Below are 620 nucleotides of genomic sequence, written 5' to 3' on the forward strand. Positions count from 1 at the left end.
ACCATAGGCGGGCGCTTTATCCGTGTTGATGAATCGCGGGATCTGCCACTTCTTCACGTTGTTGAGGATTTTACCCAGAAACCGGTATGCAGCTTTGCTGTTACGACGGGAGGAGAGATAAAAATCGACAGTGCGGCCCCGGCTGTCGACGGCCCGGTACAGATACGCCCAGCGGCCATTGACCTTCACGTAGGTTTCATCCATGTGCCACGGGCAAAGATCGGAAGGGTTACGCCAGTACCAGCGCAGCCGTTTTTCCATTTCAGGCGCATAACGCTGAACCCAGCGGTAAATCGTGGAGTGATCGACATTCACTCCGCGTTCAGCCAGCATCTCCTGCAGCTCACGGTAACTGATGCCGTATTTGCAGTACCAGCGTACGGCCCACAGAATGATGTCACGCTGAAAATGCCGGCCTTTGAATGGGTTCATGTGCAGCTCCATCAGCAAAAGGGGATGATAAGTTTATCACCACCGACTATTTGCAACAGTGCCGTAATTATTTAGGATATAGCTCTGTGATTTAGTCTTTTTAGGGCGTTTATTTATGTCTTTATGCTGTAATGTCGGTGCTGATTTGGTCTTCAATAAGGCGATTTTTAGCCCGCTTTTTCCGGGGG

General features: G+C 50.5%; 1 pseudogene. It reads right to left on the reverse strand.

From position 1 onward, the window contains the following. A pseudogene (locus R7Z50_RS28710) lies at positions 1 to 432 on the reverse strand (IS6-like element IS26 family transposase); the annotation flags it as partial. Positions 433 to 620: the final 188 nt, after the last annotated feature.

It is taken from the genome of Vibrio sp. 1249-1, assembly GCF_033340495.1.